Origin of the sequence: Corynebacterium gottingense, from assembly GCF_003693265.1 — a bacterium.
GTDB lineage: Bacteria > Actinomycetota > Actinomycetes > Mycobacteriales > Mycobacteriaceae > Corynebacterium > Corynebacterium gottingense.
In genome coordinates this window covers 1-1,300 of sequence record NZ_RDRE01000141.1, presented here as the reverse complement: position 1 = coordinate 1,300, position 1,300 = coordinate 1, and the positions used below count along the sequence as shown (strand labels likewise).

Genomic DNA, 1,300 nt, shown 5'->3' with positions numbered 1-1,300 from the left:
CTACCGCAGCACACGCTGGGTCAACCTGATTACCGACCACGCCCACAACATCACCGGGTGCAAGGCATGCGCCACAGGGGAATGGTGCCAGAGGCGGTGGCGATACATCCCGTCACTGTCACGGAAAGGCACAAGTGGTGATAACGCTCGCACCGAGGGGTTCTTCGGCACGATGAAACAAGAACTGCTCAAAGGCAGACCCGCCACCAAAAAGATGACGGTGGCACAAATGCGAGACTATATTGACAACTACATCGACTTCTATACCCACACCAGGCTGAAGTCGACGCTAGGCAACGGCTATGCCACCATCGCCGAACACCGCCAAGCACTTGGAGTCTAAACAACAACACACAAGCCCCCCGGGGCACTCCAACAAAACATCCGCAGGCCCGAGGTCCGTGAATTCGTCACCCCCTCCTCGTCAAACACACACAGCCCCCGTCAAAGATGCGCAGCCTCCGTCAAACACCCGACACCACACCCCACCGAAACACCGAGCCAGACGAAGGCCACCCCGAGCCGGCAACCACTCACTCCACCCCGCCACCGCAGAATATGATCTCACCTGCCAGGGGTGCGCCGGCAACTTTCGGTCCCTATCAACACAACAGCCTCGAAAACGACCCCGCGTTAACGGTTCTTGATTATGCTGTGCTCAAACCCCCAGTTCGCCCCCAGTCTGGCAGCAGCAGTGCAGTACAACACAAGGAGACCACAATGAGTGCCCCGAAGATCCGCGCAACGTCCATCGCCCTCGCCGCCTCGCTCGCCGCTGCCGGAGTGGTTGCAGCACCTCTCGAGTCGTCGGCCTCCGAAGTCATCGTCAAGGGTGACAAATGCACCTTCAACTACTCCGGCGACCTGGGTACTACCTATACGAAGGTGCGCACCCGTACTATGACGAAGGCTCAGGCACAGAAGGAGCTCGACCGGATCATCGCTAAGGAGAAGGCGTACCTGGACAAGGGCGGAAAACGCCCTGCCACCGGTTCCTCGGAGGGGATCGATGACTACCTCGAGGTAAACGGAGCGGGGTCCTACCTGGCGCCGGGACTGCGTGCGTGCATCGAGGGGCGCAACCTCTCTTACGACGAGTCCGAGTGGCAGTCAGGTCTGTTCTACCCTGACGGCTCCCCAATGCCGGCGATGATCCTCTGGCCCACGCTTCTTGCGCTTCTCGTCGTCGGCGGGGTAGTCGGTGCCGCGTGGCCGCAGATCGCGCCGATGCTTCCGGCGGAAGTCACCGCGCTTATTCCGTAGCCGCGCACCACTCCGTTCCATCCGCTAGTATGTGCGA

Annotated in this window: 2 protein-coding genes; both read left to right on the top strand. The window is 60.5% G+C overall.

Annotated features, from left to right (window positions below; translation table 11 throughout):
• Nucleotides 1-343: IS3 family transposase (locus tag EAW56_RS12290; protein WP_147453332.1), on the top strand; the 343-nt coding region annotated here is incomplete at its 5' end.
• A 377-nt stretch (nucleotides 344-720) separates the two neighbouring features.
• Nucleotides 721-1,263, top strand: coding sequence for a hypothetical protein (locus tag EAW56_RS12285; protein ID WP_122086835.1), 543 nt, complete (start codon nucleotides 721-723; stop codon nucleotides 1,261-1,263).
• The last annotated feature ends 37 nt before the right edge of the window (nucleotides 1,264-1,300 follow it).